General features: G+C 54.0%; 27 protein-coding genes. 5 read left to right on the top strand and 22 right to left on the bottom strand.

Going from position 1 to position 24,946, the window contains the following annotated elements; genetic code table 11:
* Nucleotides 1-24: 24 nt before the first annotated feature.
* A complete protein-coding gene (locus FPZ45_RS18140; protein ID WP_144705060.1) occupies nt 25-1,338 on the bottom strand; it encodes a sensor histidine kinase in 1,314 nt (437 codons plus the stop codon).
* A gap of 169 nt (nt 1,339-1,507) precedes the next feature.
* Between FPZ45_RS18140 and FPZ45_RS18145 the strand changes: the two genes are divergently transcribed.
* The 4 genes from FPZ45_RS18145 (at nt 1,508) to FPZ45_RS18160 (ending at nt 4,856) form a co-directional block, all read left to right on the top strand.
* Nucleotides 1,508-1,873 carry a hypothetical protein gene (locus FPZ45_RS18145; protein WP_144705062.1) on the top strand — a complete coding sequence of 122 codons (366 nt, stop codon included), beginning with the start codon at nt 1,508-1,510 and terminating at the stop codon, nt 1,871-1,873.
* Between the two features lie 385 nt (nt 1,874-2,258).
* Nucleotides 2,259-2,756, top strand: coding sequence for a cation:proton antiporter regulatory subunit (locus tag FPZ45_RS18150; protein ID WP_144705064.1), 498 nt, complete (start codon nt 2,259-2,261; stop codon nt 2,754-2,756).
* Nucleotides 2,757-2,778: 22 nt separating this feature from the next.
* Nucleotides 2,779-3,990: a cation:proton antiporter gene (locus tag FPZ45_RS18155; protein WP_144705066.1), complete on the top strand. Its 1,212-nt coding sequence runs from the start codon at nt 2,779-2,781 to the stop codon at nt 3,988-3,990.
* Nucleotides 3,991-4,052: 62 nt separating this feature from the next.
* The gene (locus tag FPZ45_RS18160) at nt 4,053-4,856 is read left to right on the top strand and encodes an alpha/beta fold hydrolase (RefSeq protein ID WP_144705068.1); all 804 of its coding nucleotides are present in this window, start codon (nt 4,053-4,055) and stop codon (nt 4,854-4,856) included.
* Here FPZ45_RS18160 and ylqF read toward each other — a convergent pair.
* The 21 genes from ylqF to FPZ45_RS18265 all read right to left on the bottom strand — a co-directional run bounded on the left by ylqF (nt 4,845) and on the right by FPZ45_RS18265 (nt 23,469).
* Entirely contained in the window at nt 4,845-5,717 is an 873-nt protein-coding gene (gene ylqF, locus FPZ45_RS18165) for a ribosome biogenesis GTPase YlqF (RefSeq protein ID WP_144705069.1), read from the bottom strand. The genes FPZ45_RS18160 and ylqF overlap by 12 nt on opposite strands.
* Before the next feature lie 56 nt (nt 5,718-5,773).
* On the bottom strand, nt 5,774-6,481 hold the full coding sequence (gene lepB / locus FPZ45_RS18170; protein WP_144705071.1) for a signal peptidase I: 708 nt from the start codon (nt 6,479-6,481) through the stop codon (nt 5,774-5,776).
* Nucleotides 6,482-6,559: 78 nt separating this feature from the next.
* Nucleotides 6,560-6,904 (bottom strand): 50S ribosomal protein L19, encoded by a 345-nt coding sequence (rplS, locus tag FPZ45_RS18175; protein ID WP_144705073.1) that lies wholly within the window; start codon nt 6,902-6,904, stop codon nt 6,560-6,562.
* Nucleotides 6,905-7,083: 179 nt separating this feature from the next.
* Nucleotides 7,084-7,863, bottom strand: a complete 780-nt coding sequence (gene trmD, locus FPZ45_RS18180; RefSeq protein ID WP_144705075.1) for a tRNA (guanosine(37)-N1)-methyltransferase TrmD — start codon at nt 7,861-7,863, stop codon at nt 7,084-7,086.
* Between the two features lies 1 nt (nt 7,864).
* Entirely contained in the window at nt 7,865-8,386 is a 522-nt protein-coding gene (rimM, locus tag FPZ45_RS18185; RefSeq protein WP_144705077.1) for a ribosome maturation factor RimM, read from the bottom strand.
* A gap of 155 nt (nt 8,387-8,541) precedes the next feature.
* Entirely contained in the window at nt 8,542-8,775 is a 234-nt protein-coding gene (locus tag FPZ45_RS18190) for a KH domain-containing protein (protein WP_144705079.1), read from the bottom strand.
* Nucleotides 8,776-8,800: 25 nt separating this feature from the next.
* Nucleotides 8,801-9,073, bottom strand: a complete 273-nt coding sequence (gene rpsP, locus FPZ45_RS18195; protein ID WP_094050759.1) for a 30S ribosomal protein S16 — start codon at nt 9,071-9,073, stop codon at nt 8,801-8,803.
* 43 nt (nt 9,074-9,116) lie between these two features.
* Nucleotides 9,117-10,502 (bottom strand): signal recognition particle protein, encoded by a 1,386-nt coding sequence (ffh, locus tag FPZ45_RS18200; RefSeq protein WP_144705082.1) that lies wholly within the window; start codon nt 10,500-10,502, stop codon nt 9,117-9,119.
* Between the two features lie 66 nt (nt 10,503-10,568).
* On the bottom strand, nt 10,569-10,919 hold the full coding sequence (ylxM, locus tag FPZ45_RS18205) for a YlxM family DNA-binding protein (protein ID WP_144705085.1): 351 nt from the start codon (nt 10,917-10,919) through the stop codon (nt 10,569-10,571).
* Nucleotides 10,920-11,038: 119 nt separating this feature from the next.
* A complete protein-coding gene (gene ftsY / locus FPZ45_RS18210; RefSeq protein ID WP_144705088.1) occupies nt 11,039-12,046 on the bottom strand; it encodes a signal recognition particle-docking protein FtsY in 1,008 nt (335 codons plus the stop codon).
* 21 nt (nt 12,047-12,067) lie between these two features.
* Entirely contained in the window at nt 12,068-15,637 is a 3,570-nt protein-coding gene (gene smc / locus FPZ45_RS18215; RefSeq protein WP_144705091.1) for a chromosome segregation protein SMC, read from the bottom strand.
* A 42-nt stretch (nt 15,638-15,679) separates the two neighbouring features.
* A complete protein-coding gene (gene rnc, locus FPZ45_RS18220) occupies nt 15,680-16,372 on the bottom strand; it encodes a ribonuclease III (RefSeq protein ID WP_144705094.1) in 693 nt (230 codons plus the stop codon).
* 108 nt (nt 16,373-16,480) lie between these two features.
* Nucleotides 16,481-17,722, bottom strand: coding sequence for a beta-ketoacyl-ACP synthase II (fabF, locus tag FPZ45_RS18225; protein ID WP_144705097.1), 1,242 nt, complete (start codon nt 17,720-17,722; stop codon nt 16,481-16,483).
* Nucleotides 17,723-17,819: 97 nt separating this feature from the next.
* Entirely contained in the window at nt 17,820-18,053 is a 234-nt protein-coding gene (locus FPZ45_RS18230) for an acyl carrier protein (RefSeq protein WP_094050752.1), read from the bottom strand.
* 142 nt (nt 18,054-18,195) lie between these two features.
* Nucleotides 18,196-18,942: a 3-oxoacyl-[acyl-carrier-protein] reductase gene (gene fabG, locus FPZ45_RS18235; RefSeq protein ID WP_144705151.1), complete on the bottom strand. Its 747-nt coding sequence runs from the start codon at nt 18,940-18,942 to the stop codon at nt 18,196-18,198.
* A gap of 45 nt (nt 18,943-18,987) precedes the next feature.
* Nucleotides 18,988-19,914, bottom strand: coding sequence for an ACP S-malonyltransferase (gene fabD, locus FPZ45_RS18240; RefSeq protein ID WP_144705100.1), 927 nt, complete (start codon nt 19,912-19,914; stop codon nt 18,988-18,990).
* A 37-nt stretch (nt 19,915-19,951) separates the two neighbouring features.
* The gene (locus FPZ45_RS18245; protein WP_144705103.1) at nt 19,952-20,938 is read right to left on the bottom strand and encodes a beta-ketoacyl-ACP synthase III; all 987 of its coding nucleotides are present in this window, start codon (nt 20,936-20,938) and stop codon (nt 19,952-19,954) included.
* Between the two features lie 10 nt (nt 20,939-20,948).
* Entirely contained in the window at nt 20,949-21,938 is a 990-nt protein-coding gene (gene plsX / locus FPZ45_RS18250; RefSeq protein ID WP_144705106.1) for a phosphate acyltransferase PlsX, read from the bottom strand.
* A 32-nt stretch (nt 21,939-21,970) separates the two neighbouring features.
* The gene (gene fapR / locus FPZ45_RS18255) at nt 21,971-22,540 is read right to left on the bottom strand and encodes a transcription factor FapR (RefSeq protein ID WP_144705152.1); all 570 of its coding nucleotides are present in this window, start codon (nt 22,538-22,540) and stop codon (nt 21,971-21,973) included.
* Nucleotides 22,541-22,725: 185 nt separating this feature from the next.
* On the bottom strand, nt 22,726-22,899 hold the full coding sequence (gene rpmF, locus FPZ45_RS18260) for a 50S ribosomal protein L32 (protein ID WP_144705109.1): 174 nt from the start codon (nt 22,897-22,899) through the stop codon (nt 22,726-22,728).
* 48 nt (nt 22,900-22,947) lie between these two features.
* Nucleotides 22,948-23,469, bottom strand: coding sequence for a YceD family protein (locus tag FPZ45_RS18265; RefSeq protein WP_144705111.1), 522 nt, complete (start codon nt 23,467-23,469; stop codon nt 22,948-22,950).
* A 150-nt stretch (nt 23,470-23,619) separates the two neighbouring features.
* On the opposite strand from FPZ45_RS18265, the gene FPZ45_RS18270 reads away from it, so the two are divergent.
* Nucleotides 23,620-24,855 carry a nucleotidyltransferase gene (locus FPZ45_RS18270; RefSeq protein ID WP_144705113.1) on the top strand — a complete coding sequence of 412 codons (1,236 nt, stop codon included), beginning with the start codon at nt 23,620-23,622 and terminating at the stop codon, nt 24,853-24,855.
* Nucleotides 24,856-24,946: the final 91 nt, after the last annotated feature.

A 24,946-nucleotide genomic window follows, 5' to 3' on the forward strand; every position in this document is an offset into this window, starting at 1 on the left:
ATCTTCCTTTCCACGCATGATGATCTACCTGATTATACCATTGCGGAAAACCAACTCGAACCGCGTTCCTTCGCCGAGTCGGCTCGATACGCTGACAGATCCGCCGCTCTTGCGCATGACGTTGTAAACGTAGGATAAGCCTAACCCGAAATTCCGGCTGCTTTTTTTCGTGCTGTAGAAAGGCTCGAACAGATGCGGAAGCGCGTCTTTGGATATACCCGTTCCGTTATCCTCGACCGATAGGACGATTCGTTTGGCCAAATACGCTAGCACGATACGCACGGTTCCTCCGTCCTTCATCGCTTCGGCTGCATTTGCTAACAAGTTGCCGATCGCTTCCTTTACGTGCGTCGGATCGCACGATAGCGTCGGCCTCGTCTGGAAATCCATTAGGACGACGATTCCCAAGCGATCGAACAGCGGCCGGTTCCGCTCCACGCATAGTTCAACGAGCTCGTCCAATCTACATGATTCGGCAACGAGGACGATATCCTTCGTGCGGCTATGAATTTTCTCGACCATCGCAAGCATGTGATCGGCGGAATCCGCGATGATCCGTAAGCTTTGCCGTGACCTTTCGTCGTCCGGAGACAGCGCCCTGCTTAAGTTTTCCGAACTGAGCGAGATTTTGCCGATTTCATTCTTGAGCGTATGATTCAGCATTCGCGTCCCCGAACTGACCGCTTTCATCGCATCATCGAGCGGATCGCGTTCGATCTTCAAGCGGAATCCGAGAACGCCATACACGAATACACATAGCAGCCCGACAACGAAAGAGTAAATCAGGAAATAGGACACGTATTCGAAAAATTCGAAATCCGGATACACCGCTTTGGCGATATAAATAAAAGTCAGAACGCTCAGCAAAGTCGGAACAAAAATAATCGTTGTGATCAGCCTGTTCCTGCGGTTTCTAGGGTCCGGCTCGCGAAAAAGCGAAACGACCAACAATACGCATCCTCCGATGTAGTAGGGAGCAGCCCAAGCGAGCAACCAGCCGTAATCGATTCGCATCTCGGGAACGTACGACGTCAAGAGAGCAGTCATTCCGACCGGGATCAGCAGCGCACCTTTGAGCAGGGCGATCTTCCGGCGATCGGTGATCAGCTTCGAATAGACTAGGCAAAATATAGCGACCGCGTAGGGCGTAACCGTCAGATTAAGCACCTGGATCGCATTCGCCGAGATACTGTATCCGTATGTCCTCGCCTCGTCGGTTAATCCTCCGATCGCCGCGAATACGAGGAAAATCGAAGCCCATCTGTTCACTTCGCTCTTAGGATGGCTAAACAATAGAATGACGGATGCCGCCAGCAGCGCCGTGAAGTAATAGAGCATTAAGTTTTCCCCTCTCGCCTACGCCGTCGTTCGCATTTCCGTTCGCGTTTCTTGACTTGAATTTGATCATATACTAACATTAAAACAGTATGAATACTATGGCGGCTATTCTATCCGCTGCCTGAGGTTCATCAGCTGACCTATAAATCGGTCCAAAGGAGGTGCTTAAGTGACCAATACCAAACATCTTAGTTTCGGCAGCCGTTGTTTTCGTTATCTTGTCTTCATGTTCTTGCTAGTCGGTTTTTCATCGTTTTCCCCGTATCAGATCGAAGCGCGATCCGTCACGACGGAAACGTCCCAAACCGAACTGGAAGTTCAGACAAAACCTTTCGTTAAACCCCGTCCCGCGGCATCGTCTTCCAGAATCAATTGGACTTCCGATTTGGCCGCGTTCGTTATTTTTATGCTGCTGCATATGGCAGTCCCAAAGCTTACTCCCACGATTTATAAACGATTCTCCGCGATTTCACTACGCATGAGACGTTTATTCCTCATGCCAATTAAGCTCACCTCCACCTCAAGTTTTGCCTGATCGAACACTCTCATCTTTTAATCGCCCATTTTAAAATCGCAGCGCAACCGCGTTTGTTTCGTCATGCACTTTTTTTACCGAGGGATCCATTCCTTCTGTTTGCTGTCCCTAATTTACCTGTTGAGTCGACCTGATGGGCGAAGTCTACCCTTTTTAACGGTCTGCGAGACCGTTACAGACACCAATTGGCCGATCTATGCCGGTCCAACGGTCTGCGAGACCGTTACAGACACCAATTGAGCGAAATTTGCCCGTTTAACGGTCTGCGGGACCGTTACAGACACCAACTGAGCGAAATTTTCCCGTTTAACGGTCTGCGGGACCGTTACAGCTCTACAATTTTGCGCACGCCAAAAATCATTATACGATCGCGGAGGTTATCCAATTGAATATTAGAGAATCGGATTTGCCCGGAATCGGCCGAAAGTATTTGCTTGAAGCCCGCAGCGGAGACAAGATCGTTGTCATTATTCATGACGACGGGCGCAGGGAAGTATACCACTTCCATCACAGCGATCCGGAAGAAAGCTTGTCCATGGTCACACTTGAAGACGATGAATCCAGGCAGGTCGCGGCCATAATCGGCGGCATGAATTATACCCCTCGCGCGCTGGAATCAATAGACGTTGCTTTGGACGATCTGACGATCGAATGGCTTAGAGTGCAAGCCGGCGCCTCCTATATCGGGCGAAATATCGGGGAATTGAACATCCGCCAGAAGACTGGCGCCACCATCATTGCCGTCGTGGAGAACAACCATAACAAACAAATGAATCCCGGACCGGATTACATCCTTCGGGAAGGTTCAACGCTGGTCGTGGCAGGGGAAAGAGCTCAGCTCAGAATGTTCAAGCATTTTCTAAGTGGAACGTTATCGAACTAAAACATAATTTAGGGGGTTACCAATGGTAGATACGCTCGTTTTCGAAGTCGGTTTGGCCATCGCGCTGCTCGCGGTCGTCGGAGTTATCGCCAGTAAATTGCGCTTTTCCGTCATTCCGTTCTATATTCTGATCGGAATGGCCGTCGGGCCTCATGCGCCCCATTTCGGTATGATTGATCTCCGTTTCATCGAAAGCTCGGTGTTCATCGATTTTCTTGGTCGGCTGGGCATCTTGTTCTTGCTCTTTTATCTGGGTTTGGAGTTTTCCGTTACCCGGCTCGTCAAGTCCGGCAGATCAATTGTCGTTGGCGGACTCGTCTATATTGTGATCAATTTCGTCTCCGGCCTGCTTCTGGGCTGGTTCCTGGAGCTTCCGATCAAGGAAACGCTCGTCGTCTGCGGCGTCATGACCAGTTCGTCGACCGCGATCGTCGCCAAAGTGCTCGTCGATCTGAAGCGGTCGGCGAATCCTGAGACGGAAATCATCATGGGCATGATCATGTTCGACGATTTGTTTATCGCGATCCATATGTCAATCTTGTCCGGATTGCTGTTAAGCGGCGCGGCCTCGCTCTCCGGAATTCTAATAACGACGTTCTCAGCCCTTATCTTCATCCTTCTCTTTATCATTTTCGGAAGAAGAATCATCAAGTACGTGGACAAAAAAATCAACTTTCAGTCCTCGGAATTGTTCCTGTTGGTCATTCTGGCCGCTTTGTTCCTGACGGCTGGCTTCTCGGAAACGCTGCACGTGGCGGAAGCGATCGGAGCGCTCTTGATCGGGCTTGTCTTTGCGGATTCTGCGCATGTCAAACGGATCGAGCATTTGGTTTTGCCGTTCCGCGACATCTTCGGCGCGATCTTCTTCTTCAGCTTCGGGCTGACGATCGATCCCCTATCGCTCGGCGGCGCGGTGTGGATGGCGGTGATCGCCGTCGTTCTGACGCTCTTGGGGAACGTAGCCTCCGGAATGGTCGCGGGAAAAATGGCCGGCATATCTGCTCGATCATCGCTGAATATTGGATTTACACTCGTATCAAGGGGAGAATTCTCGATCATTATGGCCAGCATCGGCAAAGCCGCCGGATTGCTTCCCGCCATACAATCCTTTGCCGTCCTATACGTCCTCATTCTTTCTGTTCTAGGACCCCTTTTAACGAAGGAATCCAAGAAAATCTACAACTTTTTTCATAAGATTGCAGGCCTTACAGGAAGTAAAAAGCAAACGGGGTAAGCGCGAGCGTTATTTTCTTGCGCCTGATCATTCCATTATCAATTGAGAAGGAGTTGACTGGGATGCCACGCATGACGATAAACGGAACTTCATTGTATTACGTCGTACACGGAGAAGGAATTCCTATCATTTTCGTTCATCCTCTTGGTTTGTCGCATCAAACGTTCTTCCCTCAGCTTCGGTATTTCCGCGACTTTTGCAAGGTCGTGCTCGTGGATCTGAGAGGAAATGGGAAGTCCGGAAAGCTGGATGTGGCCGTTGACGATGTCTTGCAGACGCAATCCGAAGACCTCAAGAGGCTGCTGGACGAACTGGATATTCCGAAGGCGGTATTTGTCGGAGTTTCCGACGGGGGAGTGTTGGTTCAGAAATTCTCGTTCTTATATCCGGAAAGGGTCATCGCGATGATTCTGTCCGATAGCTACTGCAACAATACGACGAAAGGCTTGTCCGGCAAGCTTCGCTTTGCCGTCCAAGCCGCTTCTTGGCTCACTTACTATTTACCTGGAGAGTTGTTCCTGCGATCTTTAAAGCTCACGTATTACAGGTGGAATATCGCATATAACGTTCTAAGATACGAAACGCTGAAAAAGAGACCTACGGATTGGATCAAGCAAAGATTAGCGGTCGAAAATATCGATTATCGGTTAAAGATCCGAAAGATCGAAGCGCCGGTCTTGTGTTTGACCGGGGATTTTGCGGCTTCAAGCGTTCGGCGCATGCAAGAAGTCGCCGGGCTGATTCCGGGCGCGATCTTCACCGTCATTCCGGATTCCCATGATCCGAGTAATTTGTGCCAACCTCAGCAATTCAACGAAAAGATTGAACGTTTCATTGAATCGTTACCGGAAAGCCTACTCCGTTAGATCCGGGCCTTCCAGCGTCATCCGTCCGAGCTTGCCGGAACGAAGATCCCGCAGGAGTAAAGTCGCCGCCTTCTCGTAATCGACGTGTCCGCCGCTGACGATACATCCTCTGCGTCTGCCGATTTTCTCGAGCACGTCGACGGCCGCCTGCATGTCAGGCAGCTCCTGCGGCAGATCTTCAAGTCCGTATCGTTCGCCTAGAGCTGAACCGTACTGCTCAACCAGCACCTTTAGAACAAAACAGGCGACTTCGTCGATATGGATCACATCTTCCTTGATCGCTCCCGTTGCGGCCAGTCGGAATCCGGCGACCGGATCGTCGAACTTCGGCCACAAAATTCCCGGCGTATCCAGCAGTTCCAACTCTCCTCCGAACCGGATCCACTGCTGGCCCTTGGTTACGCCCGGGCGGTCGCCCGTAAGCGCGATGTTTCGTCCCGCGAGTCGATTGATCAAAGTGGATTTACCGACGTTCGGAATGCCGACGATTAATGCGCGAATCGGCCGGGGTTTCATGCCTTTATTGATCTGACGCTCGATTTTCTCTTTGAGCAGCTCTTTCGCTTTGCCCGCGATCTCTTTCACTCCGGTGCCCGCGTTCGCGTCGAGTGCATGCGTCGCCAGACCTTTCGAGCGAAAATACCGACTCCATTCCGCAGTCGCGTCGGGATCGGCCAAATCCGCTTTATTCAGCAGCACAAGCCGGGGTTTCGTACCCGTGATCTCATCCACCATCGGATTACGGCTCGATTGCGGAATTCTTGCGTCAAGCAACTCGAATACGACGTCGATCAGCTTCAGCTTCTCTTCGATCTGCCTTCTTGCCCGGGTCATGTGGCCGGGAAACCATTGAATCGACATTATGTTCACCTCTATTACCTATGAAAACGCGAGGGGATTCTCCCCTCGCTTTTTTATTATTTTACCAATTTGAATTCCTTGATCGGCCAGAAGATCAAATCCGCGCGCCCGACGATCCGGTCTACTGGGATGTAACCGATCATCCGGCTGTCTTCGCTGTTCGAACGATTGTCGCCCATGACGAACACGGTGCCTTCCGGAACGACTCCGTCCGGGAACGAGCCGTTCGGGAAGTTGGAACGATCCTCGTTGTAGCGATTATATAGGACGCCTTGGGAGTGGGCTTTCTCGTAAGCCCCCTTCAAGTAAGTCTCGTCTAACGGTTGCCCGTTTATGTACACTTGGTCGCCATCTACTTTAACCGTCTCGCCCGGCAAAGCGATCACCCTCTTGATGAAATCCCGGCCTTCTTCCGGAACGTGGAAGACGATGACTTCTCCGCGCTTCGGCTTGCGGATATCGTAGATGATTTTGTTGACGATAATGCGTTCGCGGTTCCAGAAATTCGGCTCCATCGACGGGCCGTCGACGATGAACGGGCTGACCAGGAACCACCGGATGACAAGCACGAGAATTCCGGCAATCGCCAGCGCCTTGATCCATTCCGTCAATTCGTTTTTCGAACCTGACCGATTACGCTTGTTCGACCTGCTGGCTACGGATTCGTATTCGTTTACTTCAGCCGACGCCGGGTTCTGTTCGCTAACCGAATGTTGATCTAGTTCGGCTGATTCGTTTGGTTTGGAATTGTGGTTTTGGTCCATTCGCAATCGCCTCTAGCTTTCTATTGGAAAATGCAAAAAGGAGGACTTGAACGTTGCCAAGCCCTCCTCTGTCGTCCATTATCGAATTTCTTTGATACGGGCTGCTTTACCCCGCAGGTTGCGAAGGTAGTACAGTTTCGCGCGGCGAACTTTACCGCGGCGTGCCACTTCGATTTTCTCGATGCGTGGGGAATGTACCGGGAAGGCACGTTCTACGCCGACGCCGTACGAGATTTTACGAACCGTGAAAGTTTCGCTGATTCCGCCGCCGCGACGTTTGATAACAACGCCTTCGAACAGCTGAACGCGCTCACGGGATCCCTCGACGACTTTCACGTAAACTTTCAGCGTATCGCCAGGACGGAAACTAGGAACATCCTTGCGCAATAGCTCTTGCGTGATCGCTTGAATAAGATTGCTCATTTGCGTGTTCACTCCTTCCATAACAGACGTTCGTACCCCGCTCCCCGAATGTTCGCACCCGGATCATGACGTGTAGAGGACCGTCCTACTCTTGCCGTTCTTTGTGACGTTCCGTCGCCGGAACACAAAGACAGAACAACATTTGAAATTTTAACATATCCGCGCCTAAATTACAACAGTTATGATGGTGGATTTTCCGGATTTTCCCGTTCGGCTTTCACACGCTCCAGCCACTTCCGTTCTTCCGGCGCCAAACTCGCGTTCTCAAGCAGCTCCGGCCGCCGCGTCAGCGTTCGTTCCAGCGACTGCCTCCTCCGCCATTTATCAATCTCCGCATGGTGTCCTGACAACAGTTCGTCGGGTACTTTCCAGCCTCGGAACTCCGCGGGGCGCGTATAATGCGGGTATTCCAACAGACCGTCGCTGAAGGAGTCCGTTACCGCTGACTGCTCGTTGCCAAGCACGCCGGGAAGCAACCGGACGACCGCATCCACGACAACCATCGCGGGAAGTTCTCCGCCCGTCAGCACGTAATCGCCGACGGACAGTTCATCCGTTACCAGGTATTCCCGTATGCGTTCGTCGTACCCTTCGTAATGCCCGCAAATAAAGATGAGGTGCGATTCCTCGGACAGCTCCCGGGCGATCTCCTGCGAGAACGGTTTGCCTTGGGGACACATCAGAATGATTCGTGGCTTCTTCGCTTCGCCAAGGCCCGCTTGTTCCCTCTGCTCCATTAGATGCTCGACCGCCCCGAAGATCGGCTCGGCCTTGAGCACCATGCCTCCTCCGCCGCCGTACGGCGTGTCGTCGACTGTATTGTGCTTATTATTCGCAAAATCGCGGAAATTAACGGTATTCAGCGATACGATGCCTTTTTCCCCTGCTTTGCCCAATATGCTCGAACCGAACACGCCGGTGAACATTTCCGGGAACAAAGTGAGTACGTCAACGCGCATGTTACAGCAATCCTTCCATCAGATGCACTTTGATTTTGCGGGCGGCAACATCGACATCGAGAACGACTTCGTCGATGACCGGCAACAGCAGCTCTTTGCCCTTGGGCATTCTCACGACCCAAACGTCGTTCGCCCCTGGAGACAAAATGTCGGTCACCTCGCCGAGCGGCTCGCCTTCCTCCGTTACGACCGCGCAGCCAATAATATCGCGGTAATAAAATTCCCCTTCGGATAACGGCACGCGATCTTCTTCGGTGACTTTAAGCTCCCAGCCTTTATATTTTTCCACTTGGTTAATGTTGTCGAAGCCTTTGAGCCGTACGACGAACATCTTTTTCTGTTCCCGCGCCCCGGTGATTTCCACGGTGATCGGCTCGCCAGCATCCGGAGGAACCATAATCAGCTTGTTGCCCGGTTTGAACCGCACTTCGGGAAAATCCGTCTGTGGCCATATTTTAAGCTCGCCTCGGATACCGTGCGTGTTGACGACTTTGCCGATATTGAGCAAGCGCTCGTCCGACATGGAATGAACTCCCTTCGATTCTTATGTAAGAGACATCTTGTTATGCAATGTTGCGCCTTACGTCAGTACCTATCATATAGCACCGGGGGCAACAAGCGCAAATATGGCGCAAAGGGCCGTACCATGTAGATTACACGGTACGGCCCCTACGCCTATTATTCCGAAACAATATCCACGATGACGCGCTTCCGCTCCTTAACCGCAGCGGAAGAGACAACCGTACGTAACGCTTTCGCGATACGTCCCTGCTTGCCGATTACTTTGCCGACATCGTCGGGATGAACGGAAAGCTCGTACACCAGGCCTCTCGCGTCTTCCTTGACCTGAATCTGCACGTCTTCCGGATGATCCACGAGCGCTCGGGCAATGACCTGAATCAATTGTTCCATGGCTCAGCCCTCCGGTCAGTGGCGATTACTTCTGGAGTTTGGATTCGTGGAATTTTTTCAAAACGCCGGCTTTGCTAAGAAGATTGCGAACGGTATCGGAAGCTTGCGCGCCGTTTTGCAGCCACTTCAAAGCTTTCTCCTCGTCGATTTGTACTTGAGCCGGTTGAGCAACCGGATTGTACACGCCGATTTCTTCAATAAAACGGCCATCGCGCGGGGAACGGGAATCCGAAACAACTACACGATAGAACGGAGCTTTGTGAGCACCGATCCGTTTCAAACGAATACGTACTGCCATTAACTTTCACCTCCTTGCAAAGAGTCGGGAACTCGTTTTCCTTCTAGAAAGGAAACTTCATATTTTTGCCGCCCTTGCCTCCGAACATGCCTTTCAGAGCTTTCATTCCGCCCTTCGGCCCTTTCGGACCCATCATGCCGGAGAACTGCTTCATCATCTTCTTCATATCCTCGAACTGCCTCAGCAGCCGATTTACGTCGGCCAGTGTCGTGCCGCTGCCCGCGGCAATTCTTTTGCGACGGCTGTAGTTGATAATGTCGGGCTTTTTCTTCTCCGCCTTCGTCATCGACTTGGCGATCGCTTCGGTACGGGCGATCTGCTTCTCGTCGATCTTGAAGTTCGGATTATTCTTGACTTTGTTCATGCCAGGCAGCATGTCGAGCAGTTGATCGAGCGGCCCCATTCGGCGAACTTGCTCCATCTGTTCGAGGAAGTCGTCGAAGGTGAAGTCCGCGTTGCGCATTTTGCGCTCCATCTCAGCCGCTTTCTCCGCGTCCATATTGGTTTGCGCCTTCTCGATCAGCGAGAGCATATCGCCCATCCCGAGAATCCGCGATGCCATCCGGTCCGGATGGAACGGTTCAAGCTGGTCGATCTTCTCGCCCGTTGACGCGAACTTGATTGGACAGCCGGTCACGGCTTTGACCGACAACGCCGCGCCGCCGCGCGTATCGCCGTCGAGCTTCGTCAGCACGACACCGGTCAGCGCTAGCTGCTCGTGGAAGCTCTTCGCGACGTTTACGGCTTCTTGCCCCGTCATCGCGTCGACGACAAGCAGCACTTCGTCGGGCTTAACCGCGGCATGAATGTCCTTGATTTCCTGCATGAGCTCTTCGTCGATCTGCAGGCGGCCCGCCGTATCGATCAGAACGTAATCATTGCCTTGATCTTTCGCCAATTGGACGCCTTGCTTCGCGATCTCGACGGGACTGATCTTATCGCCAAGCGTGAACACTTGAGCACCGATCTGTTCGCCGAGCACTTGCAATTGCTTGATCGCGGCGGGGCGATAAATATCGCCCGCGACGAGTAGCGGCTTATGATTCTGGGATTGAAGCAGCTTGGCCAACTTGCCGGTCAAGGTCGTCTTACCGGCCCCTTGCAGACCGGCCATCAGAATGACGGTCGGCGGTTTGTTCGCCTTGGCAAGCTTCTCCTGCGTTCCGCCCATCAACTCGGTTAATTCCTTGTTGACGATGTCGATAATCACCATCGCGGGCGTAAAGCTCTTCTGCACTTCGATGCCGGTGGCTTGTTCTTTCACCTTCGCGATAAAATCTTTGACGACTTTGAAGTTGACGTCCGCTTCCAGCAGAGCCAGTCGAACTTCCCGCATCGCTTCGTTAACGTCGTCCTCCGAAACTTTGCCTCGGCCCTTCAGCTTTCCAAACACGTTCTGCAGCCGGGTCGTTAATCCTTCGAATGCCATATTCCCATCCCCCCTTCGGAACGGTTACTTCATATTCATAATGGTTACCGATGCGGCCTCGATCCGTCATTCCGCGTTTCGCAGCAGGGCGGCCGTATCCGCCAGCGGCTTGCGCCATTGTTCCGGCAAGCCGGCGATCTGCGCTTCCAGCAATTCGATGCCCGCGTTCAGCCGATTGTGCCGATCCGCAAGACGGAGCTTGGACTCGTAATCTTCCAGCACCTGCTCCGCCCGCTTCAAATGCTCGTATACCGCTTGTCTGCTAATCTGGAAGTCGGCGGCGATTTCGCCCAATGTATAGTCATCGTGAAAATAACATTTCAAGAACGTCTGCTGCTTGTCGGTTAACAATGGTCCGTAAAAGTCAAACAGCACATTGATTCGGTTCGTCTTCTCGAGCGCGTTCTCCCCGTGCACAATGGCTGCTCCTTTCCTAACGTGTCAAGGATGATCCCTTTACAACCAATCATATTGCCTATCATACCGAAAAGAAAATAAGATGTCAAGGCAAATACCTTAACATCTTAAAGTCACGATCAAGTATTTTCCGGCTCATCCGCCTGTTCCTCGGTTCCGGCCATGCCCGCGAACAACGCGTGGACGAACTGATCGGCATCGAACTGCTGCAAATCGTCCATTTGCTCTCCCAAGCCGACGAACTTCACGGGCAAACTCAGCTCATTGCGGATCGCGATGACGATTCCGCCTTTGGCCGTGCCGTCCAGCTTCGTCAGGACAAGACCCGTCACGCCGCTTTTCTCGCCGAACAGCTTCGCTTGCTGAAGCGCGTTCTGACCCGTTGTCGCATCGAGGACAAGCAGCGTCTCATGCGGAGCGCTCGGAATTTCGCGTTGAATGACGCGATGGATTTTGGCGAGCTCCTCCATCAGATTGTGCTTGTTCTGCAGACGACCGGCGGTGTCGCAGATCAGCACGTCGACGTTGCGTCTCTTGGCTTCCTGAACGGCGTCAAACATAACCGCAGCCGGATCCGATCCGGACTCCTGCTTGATCACGTCGACTCCGACGCGCTGCCCCCATACTTCAAGCTGCTCGATCGCACCAGCCCGGAACGTATCTCCCGCCGCGAGCAGTACGTTCTTCCCTTGCTGCTTATAACGCCAAGCCAGCTTGCCAATTGTCGTTGTCTTTCCGACGCCGTTGACGCCGACGAACAGAATGACGGTAATCCCGTTCGGATTTTCCTTCATGCCGACTTCGTCGTCCGATCCGCGCAGCATCTCGACGAGCTTCTCCGACAAGATCGGCTGGAGCTCCGCAGGCTCTTCGATTTTCCGCTTTTTCACTTCTGCGCGCAGTTCGTCGATCAGCTCCATGACCGTATTTACGCCCACGTCCGCGCCGATCAGAATTTCTTCGAGTTCTTCGAAAAATTCCTCGTCGATCTTCTTACGCCGGCTGAACAGCTCTCCCACTTTGCCGACCAGCGCGTCGCGCGTCTTCGTCAAGCCTTCGCGGAATTTGCTTGTCACCGCCTCCGTCTTGGAAGCGATGCTTTCCTTTAATCTCTTGAAAAAACTCATATTCGTTCCTCCAACTTCTCTTTATGCCGTCGCCGTCATCTCTTCCGTTTCCTCCAGACGGACGGAGACGAGCTTCGAGACGCCGCCTTCTTCCATCGTTACCCCATACAGCACGTCGGCTTCCTCCATCGTGCCTTTACGGTGCGTGACGACGATGAATTGGGTGGAATCCGAGAACTCGCGCATGTACTGGGCATACCGGGCCACGTTCGCCTCGTCGAGCGCCGCTTCGACCTCGTCAAGGACGCAGAACGGAACGGGCTTGACGTGCAAAATCGCGAACAGCAGCGCGATCGCGGTCAATGCCCGCTCGCCGCCCGATAACAATTGCAGATTCGTCAGCTTTTTGCCTGGAGGCTGAGCGACGATATCGATGCCGGTATCAAGCGGTTTGTCCGGTTCGACGAGAACCAGATCCGCTCGTCCTCCGCCGAACATCCGGGAGAACACGACGACGAAATGCTTGCGAATCTCTTCGAACGTCGTGCGGAAACGTTTGGACATCTCCTCGTCCATCTCACGGATGATGCCGTGCAGTTTCGTCTTCGCTTCGATCAGATCGTTTTCTTGCGCCGACAGGAAATCGAATCTTTCCGATACCCGTTTATATTCCTCGATCGCGCCTAAGTTGACGTCGCCGAGAGAAGAAATTTTGCGTTTCATATCGCGAACTTCGTTCTGCGTGCCGACGATATCCTCCGGCATCGGGTAACGTTCCTTCGCAAGCTCGAACCCGATCTCGTATTCTTCGCTCAGCTTGCGCAGCAGGTTGTCCAATTCAACATCCATCCGGTTTACGGATATTTCCGCTTGCCGCATGTTTTCTTCGACGTTCCTGAGTTTACCGCGCTGATCCTTCGTCTCGCCTTCCTTGCGCTCCAACTCGCGCTGCTTCTCTGCGCGATCCGCTCTCTTGAACTCGATGTTCTCGGTAAACTGCTTCTTTTGAATCCGCAGTTCGTTCAGACGCTCCTTGTGCTCGACGGATTCCTGCAGCGTGCGCGCAGACTCAGCTTCGTTATGCTCGAGCGACTCTCGGTACTGCTTGCGATCGGCGGTCAAGCGAACCAGATCCGACCGATAACGGGCCAGTTGTTCGTTTAACGCGGCGCGATCCTGCTCCATCCGCGCGATCGACACCTTCAGTTCGGTCAACGCTGCTTGCAGCTCTTCTTTCGCCGAAGCGCTCTTGCGGCGAAGCTCCTCCGCTTCCCGGATTCGCTCCTGAATGCGTTGTTCCTCTTCCGTAAGATGGGCCAGCCGAGCTTCGGCCTCTTCCTTGCTGGAATTCAGGCCGCCGGCTTCCGCCTCGAAAGCCGCTTTCTCCGCTTGCATCGCGGCGCTTTGCTCTTCAAGCAGCTTCTCTTCTTGCTCGAACTGCGCGCTCTCGCCGGACACTTGCTGCTCTCTCAGGCGCTCCTGCTCCCCCTGGTTCCGCAATTGCTCGATATTCTGATGGACCTGCGCAAGCTCCTTTTTCAGATCTTCGACTTCGGACCGAGTGGCTTCTCTCATCTTCTCCGCGTCTGCGATCTCGCGCTCTAGCTCTTCAAGCTGTCTTTGGCGTCCGAGCAGATTGGACGATTTCTTCTGCAAGCTTCCGCCCGTCATCGAACCGCCCGCGTTTACGATATCCCCATCGCGCGTCACGACGCGGAACCGGTATTGCAGCCTGGACGCGATCCGGTTGGCAAGTTCAAGCGACTCCGCGATCAATACGTTGCCCAGCATACTGCTGACGATCGCCGCGTATTTCGGCTCGTAACCGACAAGCTCGGCGGCGATGCCGATAAATCCTTCCGCTTGTTCGAGCGAGCGGCGATCGCTATCCGAAATGTTCCGAGGACGGATGACGTCCAGCGGCAAGAAAGTTGCCCGCCCGGATTGACGCTGCTTCAAGTACGCGATCGCGTTGCGCGAGCATTTCTCGTCCTCCATGACGATATGCTGCAGCGCGGCTCCAAGCGCGGTTTCGACCGCCACTTCCAAGTGGCCCGGAACGCTGACCAATTCGGCCACCGCTCCGTGCACACCATGGAGGGATCCGCGTTTTGAAGCTTTGAGCACTTCCCGTACGCCATGCTGGAACCCGTCGTAATCGTTTTGCAGTTCTTTAATCGTATCCCGGCGTGACACTAACGCTTCTTTTTTCTGTTCGATTCTGCGTACGTTCGCTTGAGTTTCCTCCAGCTTCCGTTGCAGCTCGGATGAACGCGCGCCTTCCGAGACATACCGGTCGCGCACTTCGTTCAGCGTTTTTGTGACTTCAGAGATTTTCTCTTCCAGAAGCTCGCGCTTCGTCCGCAGCGTTGCGACCTGTTCACGCCATTTCGTTTCCTCTTCAGCGATCCGCGCCATGCGCCTCTCGAGCACTTCTCGCTGCCCTTCGCCATAACGAATGTCATTGCGTGCCTGGGCCATCGCGTTAAGCGTATCGAACAGCTCTGCCTTCAAGCGTTCTTCCACTTCGGTGCTGCCGTCCGCCAGAGCGAGTTTTTCTTCCTCGTCGGCGAGTCTCGCCGTCATCGACGCCAGCTCCGACTCCAACTGCTCTCTCTTGACCTGCAGCGCTTGTTCTTCTTCCGTCGCCTGGGCGAACCGCTCCTCGGCAGAAGCCAAAGATTGCTTCAATCCGTCTCGCGTCCGCTCCAAGTGCCCGCTCCGCTCGTTCAGCAGTTCGACGTAACCTTCCGACTTCTCCGTCTCTTCGCTGCAGCGAAGCAGCTCGTCCTGAAGCTTCTCCAGCAGTTCTTCCAAATGGACAAGCGCCTGGCGCTCTTCCTCGAGAAGCGCATCGTGCTTGCTGACGAAAGTGGACAGACCGAGCTGATCTTCTTTCAGCGCCGCCAGCTTCTCGTTCGTCTGCGTCCACGACGTATGTACGCCTTCGATCTGATGAACATACAAGGCGATCTCTTTGTTCTTCAGCTCTTCCTTCAACGTTTTATAGGCTTCGGCTTTCTCCGATTGTTCCCTCAGCGGATCGATTTGCCCTTGAAGCTCACTGACGAGATCGTGGATCCGCAACAAATTGTTTTCCGTGTCTTCGAGTTTTCTCTGCGCTTCTCTCTTCCGGCTTTTGTATTTGACGATGCCTGAAGCTTCTTCGAAAATACCCCGGCGATCTTCCGAGCGCGTACTCAATATCTCCTCGATGCGGCCTTGCCCGATAATCGAATAAGCCTCTCTGCCGATGCCCGTATCCATGAACAATTCGGTAATGTCTTTAAGCCGGCACGGCTGCTTATTGATTAAATATTCGCTGTCCCCGTTTCGATGAACCCTGCGCGTAACCGTGACTTCGCTGAAATCAAGCGGAAGTGCCTTGTCCATATTGTCCAGCGTAAGCGACACTTCTCCGAAGTTCACCGCTTTGCGGGAATCGCTTCCCGCGAAAATAATGTCCTGCATGTTGCCGCCCCGCAGCGACTTCGCGCTCTGCTCGCCCAGCACCCAACGAATGCCATCGGAAATGTTGCTCTTTCCGCTCCCGTTCGGCCCAACAACGGCGGTGATGCCGCGAACGAATTCGAGTTCGGTCCGGTCCGCGAACGACTTAAACCCAGTCAGCTCGATTCTTTTCAAAAACATAAAGGATGGTATCTCCTCTCGAGTCGGTAGGTTTTCACCCGATTATTGCTTCGCAAACGCATTCAGCGCCTCGGACGCGGCTTGTTGTTCGGCTTCTTTCTTTGAGCGCCCTACGCCTTTGCCGAGCTGCTGCTTCCCGATGCCGACGACGGCGACGAATTCCCTGTCATGCGCCGGTCCTTTCTCCTCCACGATCCGGTAATCGAGCGCCCCCATGGACAACTGTTGGACCTTCTCCTGCAATTCCGTCTTGTAATCCTTCAGCGGCGCTTGTCCGTCTCGCGGCAGCGCCGGGAACATATGACGTTCGAGGAACGAGCGGACGACGTCCAGCCCCTGATCCAGGTACAGCGCCCCAAGGAACGCTTCGAACGCGTCCGCGAGCAAGGAAGGACGGGATCGTCCTCCCGTCTGCTCCTCCCCTTTGCCGAGCAGCACGACCTTCCCGAATTCGAGCGCCTCGGCAAAACGGACAAGCGATGGTTCGCAGACGATACTCGCCCGCAAACGGGTTAACTCTCCTTCCGGAGAATCGGGATAAAGACGGAATAAATATTCCGATACGGTCAGTTGCAGCACCGCATCCCCAAGAAATTCCAGCCTCTCGTTATCTGCTATGCGTGCGCCCCGTTGCTCGTTCACATAGGAGGCATGCGTGAATGCTTGTTTTAGCAGCGCTGAGTTGCGGAAGGTCAGATTAAGGCGTTCTTGCAACTGCTGAAAACCGTCTTTCATGATCTCTCACCTCGATCGCGCTCCATACACAACCGACGCAGACAGCTTATGCCGCCTGCGTCGACGTTCACGCGCTTATTAGGTTTCGTATAATTGGCTGAACGTACATCAGCCCTCGAATTTACGCATAATAATCGTTGCGTTATGGCCTCCGAAGCCGAAAGAGTTGGACAGCGCCACTTGAACGTCTGCCTTGCGAGGCTTGTTCGGCACGTAATCCAAATCACATTCCGGATCAGGATTATCCAAGTTAATCGTTGGTGGAATCGTTCCATTCTGCAGCGTCAAGCCGAGAATAACCGCCTCCACGCCGCCTGCGGCTCCGAGCAGGTGACCCGTCATCGACTTCGTCGAGCTGACCGCAACCTTGTAGGCATGATCGCCGAAAGTTTTCTTAATCGCGGTCGTTTCGGACTTGTCTCCGGCGCCTGTCGAAGTACCGTGAGCGTTAATGTATTGAATCGTCGCCGGCTCGATTCCAGCGTCATTGATCGCTTTCTTCATGCAGCGAGCCGCGCCGTCCGGATCAGGATCCGTCATGTGGTACGCGTCTCCGCTCATGCCGTAACCGATCACTTCCGCGTAGATGCGCGCTCCCCGCGCTTGCGCATGCTCGAGAGATTCAAGAATCAGAACGCCGGCGCCTTCGCCCATGACGAAACCGTCGCGGTCCACGTCGAAAGGACGGCTGGCCTTCTCCGGTTCGTCGTTGCGCGTGCTCATCGCCCGCATTGCGCAGAATCCTGCCATGCCGATTGGACGAATCGTCGCTTCCGCGCCGCCGCAGATCATGACATCGGCGTCTCCGCGCTGGATCATCTTAAAGCTGTCTCCGATGGAGTGCGTTCCGGTTGCGCATGCCGATACGGCTGCGGTGTTCGGACCTTTCGCTCCCGTGATCATAGAGATTTGGCCGCTGGCCATATTCGCGATCATCATCGGGATAAAGAACGGGCTCACTCTGCGAGGGCCTTTCTCCATCAAAGTCGTATGCTGATCTTCCCACGTGCCTAGACCGCCGATACCGGAGCCTACGATGACGCCTACGCGCTCGGGATCGGCATTGGCTCCGATCTCAAGTTTCGCGTCTTCGATAGCGAGCTGGCTGGCCGCTACTCCGAATTGCACGAAGCGGTCCATTTTGCGGGATTCTTTCTTGTCAATGTTATATAAGCTAGGATCGAAACCCTTGATTTCTGCTGCAATCTTCGTTGTATAGTCAGTCGTATCGAACGCTTCGATCTGACTGACTCCGGATTTGCCTTCAAGCAAATTGTTCCAAAACGTAGGCAAGTCGGATCCAAGGGCCGTGACAACCCCCATACCTGTAACGACAACACGCTGTGTCAAAACCCATTCACCTCTTCGGGCTATTTCGTCGCTTCCGGGTAAGAAGCGGCGCTAGATATGCAGAAGTCCCGTCGCAATAACGGGACCCTTTCGATCATTACGCATGAGATTGTATGTATTTAACGACTTCTCCCACCGTTGTGATCTTCTCTGCATCCTCGTCGGAAATCTCCAAATCGAATTCGTCTTCGAGTTCCATTACGAGTTCTACTACATCCAGAGAGTCAGCGCCCAAGTCGTCTTTGAAAGATGCTTCGGGTGTTACCTCTGCCTCTTCTACACCCAGGCGTTCGATAACGATGCGTTTTACGCGATCTAATACATCGGACATCCGGTTCACCTCCCTTAACGTATTATACGTGAAACATGGATAAAAAGCCATAGAGGGCTTGCATGAGACCGAGCATTCCCGGCGCCCGAACGGCGGCGGTTCCTTGCGGAACGCTGGATTCCGCTCGTCGGAATCCGAAAAGCTACATGTACATTCCGCCGTCGACGTGAATGGTCTGGCCGGTCATGTACGAAGACGCCTCCGAAGCCAAATACACGACCGCAGAAGCGATATCTTCCGGTCGTCCCATACGGCCCATCGGAATCTCTCCGAGCAGCTTGTCGCGGTATTCCTGCGGAAGCTTATCGGTCATATCCGACTCGATAAAGCCGGGCGCGACGGCGTTCACCGTAATGCCTCTGGACGCCAGCTCCTTGGCCGCGGATTTCGTCAGGCCGATGACGCCCGCTTTCGCGGCGACGTAATTGGCCTGTCCGGCGTTGCCTAACACGCCGACCACGGATGAGATGTTGATGATGCGGCCGAACCGTTGCTTCATCATCGGACGCGTAACGGCTTTGATGCCGTTGAACACACCTTTCAGATTCGTCTCGATGACTTCGTCGAACTCGGCTTCTTTCATTCTCATGATTAGATTATCACGGGTGATACCGGCATTATTCACGAGAATGTCCAATTTGCCGAAAGTTTCGAGCGCATGGGTTACCATTTCGTCGAATTCGGCCGATTTGCCGACATTCGCCCGGATGACGACCGCTTTGCGGCCGAGCGCTTCGATCGCTTTCGCGGTCTCCAGCGCCGCGGCTTCGCTTCCGGAGTAGTTCACCGCGACGTCCGCGCCGGCTTCCCCGAGCGCTATTGCGATCGCGCGTCCGATTCCTCTGGAAGCGCCGGTCACAAGCGCGCTTTTGCCGTTCAAATCCCACATCGCCATTTTACTGTTCACCTCTCGTCCATTGTCGCTTTTTCGGCTTCATTGCGCAACTGCCTCTGCAGCCGACGCACTGTTGACGGAAATCACTTGCACGGATTTATCGATTTTTTTGATCAAACCGGCAAGAACCGTACCGGAACCGATCTCCACGAAAGTGTCGACGCCTTCGCCGATCAAATACCCGATCGTATCTTCCCATTGCACGGGGGATACGACTTGCTTTACGAGCAGTTCCCTCAACTCGTCTCCCGACGTAACGGATTTGGCGTGCACATTCGCTACGACAGGAACCTCCGCGTCGCGGAACTCTGCTTTCGCGAGCTCTTGCGCCAAGTTGTCCGCCGCAGGCTGCATCAGCGATGAATGGAACGGACCGCTGACTTCGAGCGGAATGACACGCTTCGCTCCGGCTTCCTTCCCGCGCTCGCCAACGGCTGCGACGCCTTCCGCCGAACCGGACACGACGATCTGGCCCGGACAATTGACGTTCGCCAGCTCCACGACAGCGCCGCCGGCGGTAATGTCCGCGCACAGCGCCTGCAGCGCCGCGCGTTCCGCTCCAAGTACGGCTGCCATAGCGCCCTGTCCTCCCGGCACAGCCTGCTCCATGAATAAGCCGCGCGCCCGGACGAGCTTGATCGCGTCGTCGAACTTTAACACACCTGCGGCCACGAGCGCGCTGTATTCACCTAAGGAATGTCCCGCTACGTAATCCGGCTTCAGACCGTGTTTCTTGTAAACTTCCAGCAGCGCGATGCTCGTCGCGAGCAGCGCGGGCTGCGTGTTCGCCGTTTGGCGAAGTTCATCTTCCGGCCCTTCGAAAGACAGCTTCGAGATCGGGAAGCCGAGCGCTTCGTCCGCTTGGTTGTAGATCGACTGCGCGGCTTCGCTGCTCTCGTATGCATCTTTGCCCATGCCTACCGCTTGCGCGCCTTGACCGGGAAATACAAACGCGATTTTACCCAACGTGATTCCTCCTAACTTCCTGTTTGCGAAGGCAAAATTACCATTTCAGGACGGTAGCTCCCCAAGTGAGGCCTCCGCCGAACCCGACAAGGACGAGACAATCGCCCTCTTTGACTCTGCCTTCCTCGACCGCTTCCGCCAAAGCGAGCGGGATTGAAGCCGCCGAGACGTTGCCGTATCGATCGAGATTGATCATCGCTTTATCTTCGGATAAGTCCAATCTTTCCAATGCGGATTGAATAATACGGATATTCGCTTGATGAGGGATCAGCAAATCGATATCCGCTTTGGAATAACCCGCGCTCTCCAGCGCTTCTTCAGCCGCGCTGCCCATGACCCTTACGGCGAACTTGAATACGTCGCGACCGTTCATCTCGATAAAATGATGACGATTGTTTATCGTTTCCTCGCTGGAAGGATAACGCGATCCGCCGCCGCGAATTCTCAGCAGTTCTCCGCCGGACCCGTCGGCGCCGAGCTTAAACGACTTGAATCCGCGTCCTTCCGGCACTTGCCCCAATACGACCGCGCCAGCCCCGTCGCCGAATAAAATGCATGTATTGCGGTCCTCATAGTCTGTGATCCGCGACAGGCACTCCGCCCCGACGACCAGCACGTGCCGGTACATTCCCGTTTTGATGAATCCGACGGCGTTGGCCAATCCGTATATGAATCCGGAGCAAGCGGCCGACAGATCGAAGGCCGCCGCTTTCTTGGCCCCCAGTTTCTCTTGAAGCAAACATGCCGTCGAAGGGAAAAACATGTCCGGCGTAATCGTGGCCACGATAATCAAGTCAATATCGTCCGCTGTAATGCCCGCCGCATCAAGCGCCTTAACAGAAGCTTCGTACGCCAGATCCGAAGTCGCTTGCTCGGGTGCGGCGATACGGCGTTCGCGGATCCCCGTGCGGGTGACGATCCATTCATCGTTCGTTTCGACCTTTTGCTCCAATTCCTGATTCGTTAACCGGCGTTCCGGAACATACTTGCCCGTTCCCAGAATGCCAACGGAGATCTCGTTCAATGTATTCCTCTCACTTTCCGCTGAATTCGTCGGCTAAAGACGCGATTAATCGATTGCTGATCGCCGTGCGAGTCTGACGAATCGCGGTTTTCATCGCTTTCGCGTCCGACGACCCGTGCCCCTTGACGACTAATCCATTGATGCCAAGAAGCGGCGCGCCATTGTACTCATTGTAGTCCATACGATCGCGAATCCGACGAAAATTCGGTTTCATCGCGGCCGCGGCCACCTTCGACATCAAGGACGAAGTCAATTCTTCGCGCAGAAGCTTGAAGATCGATGAAGCCGCGCCTTCGATGGCCTTCAACAATATGTTGCCCGAGAACCCATCGCAAATCATGACGTCGCATACGCCCTCGAGCACGTCCCGAGCTTCGATGTTGCCGACAAAATGAATCGGAGCGTTCTCCAGCAGCCCGTATGTGATCTTCGTCAATTCGTTGCCTTTGGCCGCCTCCGTGCCGACATTCAGAAGCCCCACACGAGGTTTGGATATCCCATGAACTTTGCTGCGGTATAAGCTCCCCATGAGCGCATACTGCAACAAGTGCTCCGGCTTGGCGTCCATGTTGGCCCCCATGTCTAGCGCCAGAAGTCCCTTGTTGTCAAGCGTAGGGAACATGGCCGCCAGAGCCGGACGTTCGATTCCCGTCAGCCTTCCGACAACGAGCAAACCGGTCGCCATCAGCGCGCCGGTATTGCCCGACGAGATCATCGCGTCCGCAAGGCCCTCTTTGACCATTCGTCCCGCGACGACCATAGAAGAATTCGTTTTGCGGCGGACGGCGCGCACCGGTTCGTCTTCGTTCTCGATGACTTCCGATGCGGCCTCGATGGAAATGTTGCCTGGAGCGTTGTCGCCAAGCAAGGGCCGGAGCACGTCCGGATCGCCCACCAGTATCAATTGCGTATCGGGCCATTCGGCGGCCGCAGATAACACGCTCTCGACATGGGCGTTCGGCGCATGGTCGCCCCCCATCGCATCAATTGCAATCCGCATGAGCTACACTCCTTCTTGAGGTTGTTCGCGATTTATGTTTTCGTTTCGCTGGCGGATCTATAAATGATAAAGTCCCCTTGAAACACCATTTCTTCGCCTACATATGTAATCACTTCAACTTTGGCCTTCTGCCCTCTGCTCGATCTGACATAGGCCTTCGCGATGCATTTTTCCCCTAACCTAGCCGGTCTAACGAACCGGATATCCGCGGAAGCCGTCAAAGCGATCTCGTCGTTGATGACCGCCACCGCGAGAGAATTCGCCTGCGCGAATACGTGGTGCCCGCGCGCGATTCCGGAGCGGGAGAACACATGCTCTTCGCTGATCTCGAATAAAGAAATGCCGCTTTTATCGAGATGTAGATCGAGAACGTCGCCGATGACTTCGTCCAGAGGCAATGAACGGATGGAGTCGTACGAGCGCTCCGCCATCTGCTTCAGCCTCTCCCTAAGCTCGGGAATGGCAAGCTCAAGACGATCCAGGCGAATCGTCTGGATGCTGACCTTCAGCAGACGGGTCAATTCCCTGTCGGTGAGAAACGGATTTTCGTCCAGAAGCTTGCTAAGCTGTTGGTGACGCTGTCGTTTAGGAAGCCGTTCCATTCTCATCACCGCTTTCTCGTTGAAGTCGTTCGACGCCCTTCATTGTCAATAACTTTTAATACCTGGTGCCAATAAGAGTATAAAGAAAAACGCGCCGGCATGCAACGACCGCCAAGTCGCGCCGCCTTCGACCGCATCGCGGTCGGAAGCGCGCTTCCCCGTCGTGATTCCAGACGCGTCTAAGCTTATTGCTTGATGATTTCACGGGACTTGTACGTACCGCAAACTTTACATACGCGGTGCGAAACTTTCAATTCTCCGCATTGTTCGCATTTCACCATACCCGGAACTACCAACTTAAAGTGCGTCCGGCGCTTGTGTTTGCGAGCTTTCGATGTCTTCGCGAAAGGGACTGCCATTGCTGCCACCTCCTTATCAGTCCGATTAAGCCACGAATTGAACCGCACTTAATCATTCTGAGATTTAAACCAATCCTGAAGCGCAGCCATACGGGGATCAATCTTCTCCGTATTGCAACCGCACGATTGTTCATTCAGGTTTGTCCCGCACTCGGAGCACAATCCTTTGCAGTCATCGCTGCACAAGGGTGCGAAAGGTAATTGGACCACGAATTCTTCCGCGATATACGGAGAAAGGTCGATCCGCTCTTCCTTAACCGGTACGGCTTCATCGTCATCATCGTCCGATTCGTCTTCATCGTCTCCGACAACCCGAAATTGCTCCTCGAAAGGAACATCGATCGTCCCCTCTATCGGATCCAAGCAACGCGAGCATTGCATGCGCACGTCGCAGGAAAGGCGACCCGTTACGATAATCCGATCTTCGGACGCTTCCGCCGTCAGATCGTATTTTATCGGAGCAAGCAGACGATATTCCGAATTGTCTCGGAATAAATCCGACAAATCAAGAGCTCCTTGTATGTGTTCCGGCTGCTGCCGGGATACAAGCTCCTGCACTTTTAGCAACAATTAGATCACTCCAAACAAACAAAATTTATTATATCGAGATTTCCGTTCTCTTGTCAACATATTCGGTGAGTTTTCGGGCAAGCTTCTCTTCGTTCGCGTTCCCATGTTATATTGTGGCAAACAAGCCTAAAAGATTCTAAGGAGACGATCATGTCGACGGTCGGTGTAATCGTAGAATATAACCCGTTGCATAACGGGCATCTATTTCATTTGCAGCAATCCAAGAAAGAAACGGGAGCGGACTCTGTCGTCGCCGTCATGAGCGGCCATTTTCTGCAACGTGGAGAGCCGGCCATGGCCGACAAATGGGCGCGAGCGGAAATGGCGCTTAGAGCGGGATGCGATCTCGTTCTCGAGCTCCCGGTCGCCTATAGCGCTCAACCTGCGCAATGGTTCGCTTACGGCGCCGTATCCGTATTGGACGCTGCCGGAGTCGTCGATTCTCTCTGTTTCGGAAGCGAGAGCGGCGATTTGGACTCACTGCGGCATATGGCCGCCCTGCTCGCGGATGAGCCTCGCGGGTTCGCTTCCCTTCTGTCTGAACGCCTTAAACAAGGACTGCCTTATCCTTCCGCATTCACTTCGGCTGCCGAAGCGTACTTGCGGATCGAGGGCTTGGACGAGCACGCCTTCTCGCTCTCCCAACCTAATCATACGCTAGGTTTGCATTATTTAATAGCTTTACGCAAACTGAACAGCAAGATGGTTCCTTATACGATCAGGCGGGAGAAATCCGAATACGGGCAAACCGATATTTCAGACGCCAAGATTGCCAGCGCCACCGCGCTGCGCAAGCTGCTGTTCGGCGAATCAGGAAGATTGGAACAGCTTGCCGCTTTCGTGCCGCAATCGACATTGGATATTTTGCGCCGCGAGATAGACGCTGGCCGGGCTCCGATCCAATGGGAGCGCTTCGCACGGCCGCTTTTTCACGAGCTCTGCCGCATGGATGCTCCATCTATCGCATCGTTCGCCGAAGTGACCGAAGGACTTGAACACCGGATTCGCGGCGTCTTGCCGGAGCTTCCCGAGTTGACCGTCTCCGCTCTGCTGACGGCTCTTAAGACAAAGAGATACACGCATACGAAGCTGCAGCGCACGCTGCTGCGCATTCTTCTTGGTCACAACAAGGAATTGCTCAGCGCGGAGCGCCTTGCGGCCGGGGTCGATTATATTCGCGTACTTGGCTTTAGCGAACGCGGAAGGCAATTGCTGCGAGACATGCGCGATAAAGCGAAGGTACCCGTTCTCCAATCGGCGTCTCAGGGCGATTCTCCTTATTTGGAGTTGGATGCTCGCGCGACCGCCGTATACTCCCTTGCTTTTCACGATGCCGCCTCATCAAGTTTGGCGCGAGACTATACCATCCCTCCCATTCGCCTATAAGCCTGTCTGCTTTTCCTCGGGAATAGGACAAGAAGGTCTATCCCTTTCGCTAAGGGCGTACAATATATTGTACGTCGTTCGGGAGGCGATG

It is taken from the genome of Cohnella terricola (assembly GCF_007786475.1).
Classification (GTDB): Bacteria; Bacillota; Bacilli; order Paenibacillales; family Paenibacillaceae; genus Cohnella; species Cohnella terricola.

Bases quoted from the DNA above. Each gene is read 5' to 3' on its own strand.
- FPZ45_RS18140 (WP_144705060.1), bottom strand. From the start codon at position 1,338: ATGCTCTATTACTTCACGGCGCTGCTGGCGGCATCCGTCATTCTATTG.
- FPZ45_RS18155 (WP_144705066.1), top strand. From the start codon at position 2,779: ATGGTAGATACGCTCGTTTTCGAAGTCGGTTTGGCCATCGCGCTGCTC.
- FPZ45_RS18160 (WP_144705068.1), top strand. From the start codon at position 4,053: ATGCCACGCATGACGATAAACGGAACTTCATTGTATTACGTCGTACAC.
- ylqF (WP_144705069.1), bottom strand. From the start codon at position 5,717: ATGTCGATTCAATGGTTTCCCGGCCACATGACCCGGGCAAGAAGGCAG.
- lepB (WP_144705071.1), bottom strand. From the start codon at position 6,481: ATGGACCAAAACCACAATTCCAAACCAAACGAATCAGCCGAACTAGAT.
- rplS (WP_144705073.1), bottom strand. From the start codon at position 6,904: ATGAGCAATCTTATTCAAGCGATCACGCAAGAGCTATTGCGCAAGGAT.
- trmD (WP_144705075.1), bottom strand. From the start codon at position 7,863: ATGCGCGTTGACGTACTCACTTTGTTCCCGGAAATGTTCACCGGCGTG.
- rimM (WP_144705077.1), bottom strand. From the start codon at position 8,386: ATGTCGGACGAGCGCTTGCTCAATATCGGCAAAGTCGTCAACACGCAC.
- FPZ45_RS18190 (WP_144705079.1), bottom strand. From the start codon at position 8,775: ATGGAACAATTGATTCAGGTCATTGCCCGAGCGCTCGTGGATCATCCG.
- rpsP (WP_094050759.1), bottom strand. From the start codon at position 9,073: ATGGCAGTACGTATTCGTTTGAAACGGATCGGTGCTCACAAAGCTCCG.
- ffh (WP_144705082.1), bottom strand. From the start codon at position 10,502: ATGGCATTCGAAGGATTAACGACCCGGCTGCAGAACGTGTTTGGAAAG.
- ftsY (WP_144705088.1), bottom strand. From the start codon at position 12,046: ATGAGTTTTTTCAAGAGATTAAAGGAAAGCATCGCTTCCAAGACGGAG.
- smc (WP_144705091.1), bottom strand. From the start codon at position 15,637: ATGTTTTTGAAAAGAATCGAGCTGACTGGGTTTAAGTCGTTCGCGGAC.
- rnc (WP_144705094.1), bottom strand. From the start codon at position 16,372: ATGAAAGACGGTTTTCAGCAGTTGCAAGAACGCCTTAATCTGACCTTC.
- FPZ45_RS18230 (WP_094050752.1), bottom strand. From the start codon at position 18,053: ATGTCCGATGTATTAGATCGCGTAAAACGCATCGTTATCGAACGCCTG.
- fabG (WP_144705151.1), bottom strand. From the start codon at position 18,942: ATGTGGGATTTGAACGGCAAAAGCGCGCTTGTGACCGGCGCTTCCAGA.
- plsX (WP_144705106.1), bottom strand. From the start codon at position 21,938: ATGCGGATTGCAATTGATGCGATGGGGGGCGACCATGCGCCGAACGCC.
- fapR (WP_144705152.1), bottom strand. From the start codon at position 22,540: ATGGAACGGCTTCCTAAACGACAGCGTCACCAACAGCTTAGCAAGCTT.
- rpmF (WP_144705109.1), bottom strand. From the start codon at position 22,899: ATGGCAGTCCCTTTCGCGAAGACATCGAAAGCTCGCAAACACAAGCGC.
- FPZ45_RS18270 (WP_144705113.1), top strand. From the start codon at position 23,620: ATGTCGACGGTCGGTGTAATCGTAGAATATAACCCGTTGCATAACGGG.